Genomic DNA, 7,107 nt, shown 5'->3' with positions numbered 1-7,107 from the left:
CGTTTTGATACCGTGGATTAAAGATTTATCACAGCCGGAAGTAATATTTACATTGCCCTTCAATATTCCTATGTATGGGGATAATTTTGCACTGCTTCCTATCGCTATGGCGGTATTGACCTATTTCCAGAATAAAATGACTATTAAAGATCCAAATCAAAAGGCTATGATTTATTTCATGCCCATATTTCTTCTTGCACTTTTTAATAGTTTTCCTGCGGGACTGGTATTATACTGGACATTTTCCAATGTGATGGGTATACTCCAACAGAAATTCGTTAATAAAAACACCTCAGAGGCGGCGAATACCGTTCCAACCGCGACACAAACCCGCGGAAAAGCAAAAAAGAAGAAATAACTATCTGAGTGGAATGAATAACACCATTATTGCGCCATCATCAGCGCCGGGCCGGGCAGCCATTGCTGTCATCAGGTTATCGGGAGATAAAACCTTTGATATAGCCGATAGTTTAATCAAGGAAAAAGAAAAGTTCAGGCGCTGTCCGGCGAATAATATCCGTTTATATTCTTTGATTGAGCCTGTAAGCGGATATATAATCGATGAAGTGACGGCGGTTAAATACAGTAATCCCCATTCCTATACAGGAGAGGACATGGTTGAAATATTCTGCCATGGCGGTCCTGTAATTGTAGAAAAGATAATTAGTGCTGCCCTTGGATCTGGGGCACATTATGGTCAAAAAGGAGAGTTTACCAGGCGCGCCTTTTTAAATGGAAAAATTGATGTTTTAAAAGCGGAAGCGATAAATGGACTAATTGACTGCAGGTCTGATGCCGGGCATAGGGCTGCACTCCAAAATTATCTGAGTGGAAATAAGCAAAAACTGGAGGAATGGAGAAAATGTGCAGAGGAACTGCTTATGCTTCTGGAATCATCAATAGAATTTCCTGAAGAGGAAGATATTTCGGAACAAAAAACAAAAAAGAGAATATGGGATATTCTAAAAGAATTGGAATACTCCGTTAAAAAAGAGATAAATAAAAGGGAATCGATAAAACAGGCTGAAAAAGGATTAATTATACCAATAATAGGGCCCAAAAACGCGGGGAAATCTACCTTATTTAATATTTTGCTTGATTCTGAGCGATCAATTGTGCATCATCAAGGTGGAACAACGAGAGATTTCATATCTGAAGCGATTTTGATAGATGGAATAAAAGTAACAATAATCGATACGGCAGGTATTGGTGAAGCAAGAGAAGAAATTGAGAAAATGGGGATTGAGCGGGCATGGGACATAATAGATAACAGCAGTATTGTTATATGGATTACTCCTGGAAATGAGCGGTTTGAAAATCAGGAGAGAATAATAGAAGAAAAAATTTCCGGAAAAGAGGCTGTGATAATTTTAAGCAAAGCCGATAAGGGCAACGATTCAACGAAAACGGATTATTTCAGAAAGAAAAACAAGTCTATAGTATCGGCATCCCTGATTGAAGAAAAGGGAAGAGATAATATTAAAGAGTACATCCGAAGCGCTGTTAAAAAAAACAGTGAAAAAATTACTGAGTTTGGGTTAATACAAAACGAACGGCATGAACAGATAGCGAAATCAATATTAAGTATAATTGAAACGACGAAAACTCGGGATAATGAAAGCGAAGAAGTATTATCCTATCATATCAGAGAAATCGAAGAACTGATACAAGCGTTTACCGGGAAAATCACCTCGGATGATATTTTGAACAGGATATTCGAGACCTTTTGCGTAGGAAAATAAATCAAAGATGTTTCACGTGAAACAACTCGAAGTAAAATCATGAAATTTAATATAATTGTTGTCGGTGGAGGACACGCAGGCATTGAAGCATCGTATATTGCTTCAAAAATGGGTCTTTCTGTGCTTATGGTCACGTCTCATCTGGATATGATCGGCCACATGTCCTGTAATCCTGCTATCGGGGGGATAGCAAAGGGCACTATTGTTCGAGAAATAGATGCTCTTGGAGGGCTTATGGCCCGTATAGCCGATAAAGCAGGAATTCATTTCAGAATGCTCAACAAGAGTAAAGGCATGGCAGTATGGGGGAACAGGGCTCAGGAAGACAGGAAACTCTACAGACACTATGCAAAGGAAGAAATTGAGAAGAGTCCCGGCATTTCTCTTTTCCAGGGGTTTGTTCTGTCGATAAAAGAAAAGGGAGGGAAAGCTAAATCGGTAATAGTCGATTCAGGAGAAGAAATTGAGGCAGCAGCGATTATTCTTACGATGGGGACTTTTTTAAACGGCCTCATTCATATCGGCTTACAATCATCACCCAGTGGAAGGCTCGGAGAACCGCCGTCTCTGGGGCTTACTGAAAACATTATCTCCTATGGTATTAAAGCTGGAAGACTCAAAACCGGGACCTCTCCGAGGATTGATGGACGCACCCTTAATAAGAAGAAGCTGCAAATCCAGTCTGGTGACGAAAGTCCATGGCCATTTTCTTACGCAACGGAAGAGGTACCGGAAAACAAAATCGAGTGTCTGGCGTCACGAACAAACATAAAAACACATCAGATAATACGGGAAAATCTCGACCGGTCACCGCTGTATACCGGCATAATAAAAAGCACTGGCCCGCGCTATTGTCCTTCTATCGAAGATAAAGTTGTACGGTTTGGAGATAGGGATGGTCATGCATTATTTTTAGAACCCGAAGGCCTGGATACTCAGGAGATGTATTTGAATGGATTGGCAACAAGTTTGCCCTTTGATGTTCAAATAAAAATGGTGCAAAGCATCTCCGGATTAGAAAAAGCCAAAATTGTTCGACCAGGCTATGGAATCGAATATGACTTTTTTAAACCCACCCAGCTTTTACCGACCCTTGAATCTAAGATCATCAAGAACCTCTTCTTTGCAGGACAGATTAATGGCACATCAGGGTATGAAGAGGCTGCCGGTCAAGGTGTTGTTGCTGGTATCAATGCCGGCGCAAACATTATCGGCCAGGATCCGGTTATCCTCTCACGCGACAGCTCATATATCGGAGTATTAATTGATGACCTTGTTACCAAGGGCACTGAAGAGCCTTATAGAATGTTTACATCCCGGGCGGAATACCGCCTGCTTCTCAGACAGGATAATGCAGATGAAAGACTTATGCCTCTCGCCGCTGCCAGAAATATTGTAGATTTACCTGTTTATGAAAAGAGAAGGCGGTTGTGGGATGAAAAAAAGAGATGGATGGATAAATTAGGAGAGCTAAAAATAACAGCAGATATGGCAGCAAAAACCGAAAAAGATATTTCAATGAAAGCATCAGTAAAAGGAATCGATTTTCTCAAACGACCCCAGGTAACGCTCGATGATATTCTGAGCGTATTGGATGAAGAGATTATGGACAGGGATCTTAAGGCTCGCATAGAGGCGGACATCAAATACAGCGGATTTGTACAAAAGCAGATTGATGAAGTTAAGCGGCTTAAAAAAATGGACAATGTTAAAATACCCCTTTCCATCGATTATTCTGCAATATCGGGATTATTGTCTGCATCAAAGACAACGCTTGCCCAGGTCAAGCCCGTTTCGCTTGGACAGGCATCTCGAATTCCCGGGGTAACTCCTTCGGATATTACAGTATTAATGATATATCTGGCAAAGCATGTTTCTGAAAATGTTTCACGTGAAACGGTGTAAATTATGAATAAAACTCAGCAATCATTTATGAGTCGTGCCAAAAAACTGTATGAATTGAAAGAGCTTGAACGTCTTGGCCTGACGCCCGATCTTGAACAGCGAAATATGATTCTTGCGTATATGGCGACCCTGCTTAAATGGAATCAAGCTGCAGGTCTGGTATCAAAGAAGGATGAAGAAAACCTTTTTATCCGCCATTTTTGTGATTCTTTGCAGCCGCTCTTACTTTTCGGGTTTAAAAAAAATGCTCGTGTTCTTGATGTCGGCGCAGGAGGCGGTTTTCCCTCGATTCCAATCAGAATTTTCAGGCCCGACCTTAAAATGGTGCTGGCAGAATCTAATAAAAAGAAGGCGAAATTTTTAGAAGAAGTTATTGCTGAGCTTAACATTGAAAATGCTGAAGTATTACCCAAACGGATCGACCAGAAAACCTGTTTTCCCGAAAAATTCGACTATATTATAACTCGCGGTGTTACGACGCTTCAAAAATTCTCGAGCATTGCTAAAATGCATGTCACGCCTGAAGGAAGGATGTATACGTTTAAATCCCGTGATTTTACCGACGAGCTTGAAGAGATTACGTTAAATAAGGACAAAGAGCAGGTCCGGATCAGTGAAATTGCAGAGTATGATCTGGGAAATCAGATATTCGGGTTAAAACTTGTCTCTCTTGAACGCATTAACTAATTTAGCTAATAAGGCGTTGAAAAGTTGGTAAAACTATTATCGACCTATCTTTAGTTTTTTCATTAAATATCTTAATATGTTGATATACTATGATTTAGGCTGGAACTCGCCGTAAAAAGGGTGATTGGATAAAGTGTTGATAAGTTGTTTATAACCTGTTTGTTTGATTGGTGGTCCTGTGGCAAAAGTAATTTCAATATGCAATCAGAAGGGTGGCGTAGGAAAGACGACAACAGCGGTCAATCTCGCTGCCTGCCTTGCCGCCGCCGAAAATAAATGTCTTCTTGTCGATATGGATCCACAAGCCAATGCAACAACCGGCTTCGGTATCGATAAAGACGATGTTGATCTTTCGATGTACGATATAATTACCAGTAGAAATTTCGGCGAAAAAAAGATCTCGATCGAAGATATTATCATTCAGAGTCCTGATATCGAATATCTTCATATCGCACCTTCCTCCCCGGAACTTGCCGGTGCTGAAATAGAGCTGGTAAACAGCATCGCACGGGAAAAGAAGCTTGATAATGCTTTGGAACCCGCACGCTCGAAATATGATTTCATTATTATCGATTCACCGCCGTCGCTTGGTCTCCTGACTATCAATGTTTTATCGGCGGCAGATTCGGTACTTATTCCTATTCAGTGCGAGTATTATGCTTTGGAAGGACTTGCCGAACTGCTCAATACGATTCGTCTTGTGCAAAAAAGCCTCAACTCAAAGCTGACTATCGCAGGTGCGTTGCTGACTATGTTTGATGGCCGGCTCAATTTATCCCGTCAGGTGGCAGAAGATGTCAATTCTTACTTTTCGGGAAAGGTTTTTGATACTGTTGTTACCCGGAATGTGAAATTGTCGGAAGCTCCGTCATTCGGTAAACCGATAATTCTCTATGATATAATGTCGTCAGGATCAGATAATTACCTTAAGCTTGCGAAGGAAATTGCGAATAATGGCTAAGAAAAAGGCTCGCCGTGCCCTGGGGAGAGGTTTAACTAATCTTATACCGGTGGATAATGAAGAAACCGGGAGCGGTAATGAAGTGATGCTGGTTGATGTGAATGCTATTCATACTAATCCATATCAGCCTCGTACCGATTTTGATCAGGATGAAATAGACGGGCTTTCAGAGAGTATCCGCAATCAGGGGCTTCTCCAGCCGATCATTCTTCGAAAAAAGAACGATGGGTATGAAATTATCTCCGGGGAGCGACGATTCAGGGCAATGAAAAAACTCGGAAACGATTCTGTTCCGGCTATCGTAAAAGCCCAGATCAGCGACCATGATATGCTTGAAATGGCTCTGGTCGAAAATATTCAACGGGAAGATCTTAATGAAATTGAAAAGGCCTATGCCTACCAGCGCCTTCTGCTCGAGTGTAATCTTTCTCACGAAAAATTGTCCGAACGGGTAGGAAAGAGCAGAAGCGCCATAACAAATAGCCTCCGTCTCCTGAAGTTACCAAAAGAAGTGCAAAACTATGTCCGGAATGGTAAACTTTCTATGGGTCATGCCCGCGCGTTGTGTGCTCTTGAAAGTTCGGATGAACAAAAAGAGGTTGCACAGGCGATTCTGACCGATGCACTTTCTGTTCGGGATGTCGAAAAACTTACCCAGGAAGGTGATCGGCGGAAAGATGTAAAAAAGGCAAAAAAACAACCATCGTCAACCGGGAAAAATATCGATCCGGATTTGAAAAAAGTAGTCGAAAAGCTCGAATATCATTTTGGTACTCCGGTGGGTATTAAAACGTCACCCAAAAAAGAAAAAGGAAAAATCGAAATATCCTTTTTAGGTACCGACGATTTGAATCGAATCCTCGATATACTGTTTTAATCCGGACAGCACGTCACTTCATATTAAGTCTATGAGCGGGCATAATAAATATTACACCATAATGTTTGTTCCGGAGGACAATGCCCGTACCTTCTCCGTTCGTGTTAACCGGGGTATAATACGAACGTGTGCATTTTTTATAGCACTCCTGTGTGTTGGCCTCTTAGTGCTGGTCCTGCTTTCGGGAAAAATCAGTCTCAAGCTCCAGATGGTTGATGTTTTAAGAAAAGAGAATCAAGAGCTTGCCCACCAAAATGAAGCGCTTGTGCAATCCTTTGAAAAAATGAAAAAAACCGAAGAATTAAGCATGTATCTCAGTAATCTTGCCCATTCTTTAGGTGAAACCCCGGTAGATCAAAAAGAAATTTCAGCTCTTAAAACCGTTCGTCAGGTCGATACCGAACCACAACTATCGGATACTCAGATAATGGAGAACGAACTGCCGGAAACCACGCCCCTGATTGGAGCTCCCGTAGCAAGTTTCTGGTCGTCGGTACCCAATATTCGTCCCGTTGATGGGTGGATTACCAAAAAGTTCAATGATAATTCTGCCGAGTCTGCGCATAAGGGGCTCGATTTTGCTGCAACCGAAGGTACTCCAATACGGGCAACTGCACCAGGGATAATCGTAAACATCGATAATGATAAATTTTTGGGCCTTATCGTCACAATCGAGCATAAATACGACTTCGTAACCCGTTATGGGCATTGTTCTCAAGTTCTCGTTTCTACTGGAAGTGAAATACAGAGAGGACAGACAATCGCACTTGTCGGCAATACGGGTCGATCTTCCGCACCCCATCTCCATTATGAGATAATCAAGGATGAAACGCAGATCGATCCTGTAAAATATATGTTTTTTAATGCTTACGACTAAGTATTCTGGAGGAACGAATGGAAAACAAGCATAGCAAGGGAGCATATACGCTTATCGG

The 7,107-nt window shown here is 41.6% G+C and carries 7 protein-coding genes; all 7 read left to right on the top strand.

Annotation, left to right across the window (positions count from 1 at the left end):
* Positions 1-358 (top strand): membrane protein insertase YidC (locus tag GF401_05495; protein ID MBD3344498.1); only part of this gene is annotated, 358 nt, incomplete at its 5' end.
* Positions 359-371: 13 nt separating this feature from the next.
* Positions 372-1,742, top strand: coding sequence for a tRNA uridine-5-carboxymethylaminomethyl(34) synthesis GTPase MnmE (mnmE, locus tag GF401_05490; protein ID MBD3344497.1), 1,371 nt, complete (start codon positions 372-374; stop codon positions 1,740-1,742).
* 39 nt (positions 1,743-1,781) lie between these two features.
* Positions 1,782-3,647 carry a tRNA uridine-5-carboxymethylaminomethyl(34) synthesis enzyme MnmG gene (mnmG, locus tag GF401_05485; protein MBD3344496.1) on the top strand — a complete coding sequence of 622 codons (1,866 nt, stop codon included), beginning with the start codon at positions 1,782-1,784 and terminating at the stop codon, positions 3,645-3,647.
* A gap of 3 nt (positions 3,648-3,650) precedes the next feature.
* Complete coding sequence (gene rsmG, locus GF401_05480; GenBank protein ID MBD3344495.1) at positions 3,651-4,334, top strand: 16S rRNA (guanine(527)-N(7))-methyltransferase RsmG; 684 nt, start codon at positions 3,651-3,653, stop codon at positions 4,332-4,334.
* A 178-nt stretch (positions 4,335-4,512) separates the two neighbouring features.
* Positions 4,513-5,295 carry an AAA family ATPase gene (locus GF401_05475; GenBank protein MBD3344494.1) on the top strand — a complete coding sequence of 261 codons (783 nt, stop codon included), beginning with the start codon at positions 4,513-4,515 and terminating at the stop codon, positions 5,293-5,295.
* On the top strand, positions 5,288-6,172 hold the full coding sequence (locus tag GF401_05470) for a ParB/RepB/Spo0J family partition protein (protein MBD3344493.1): 885 nt from the start codon (positions 5,288-5,290) through the stop codon (positions 6,170-6,172). Before GF401_05475 ends, GF401_05470 begins: the two co-directional genes overlap by 8 nt.
* A gap of 31 nt (positions 6,173-6,203) precedes the next feature.
* The gene (locus GF401_05465) at positions 6,204-7,049 is read left to right on the top strand and encodes a peptidoglycan DD-metalloendopeptidase family protein (GenBank protein MBD3344492.1); all 846 of its coding nucleotides are present in this window, start codon (positions 6,204-6,206) and stop codon (positions 7,047-7,049) included.
* The last annotated feature ends 58 nt before the right edge of the window (positions 7,050-7,107 follow it).

The organism is Chitinivibrionales bacterium, from assembly GCA_014728215.1.
Taxonomy (GTDB): domain Bacteria; phylum Fibrobacterota; class Chitinivibrionia; order Chitinivibrionales; family WJKA01; genus WJKA01.
The sequence above is the reverse complement of the archived record's forward strand: the minus strand, read 5'-3'. Positions and strand labels throughout refer to the sequence as shown.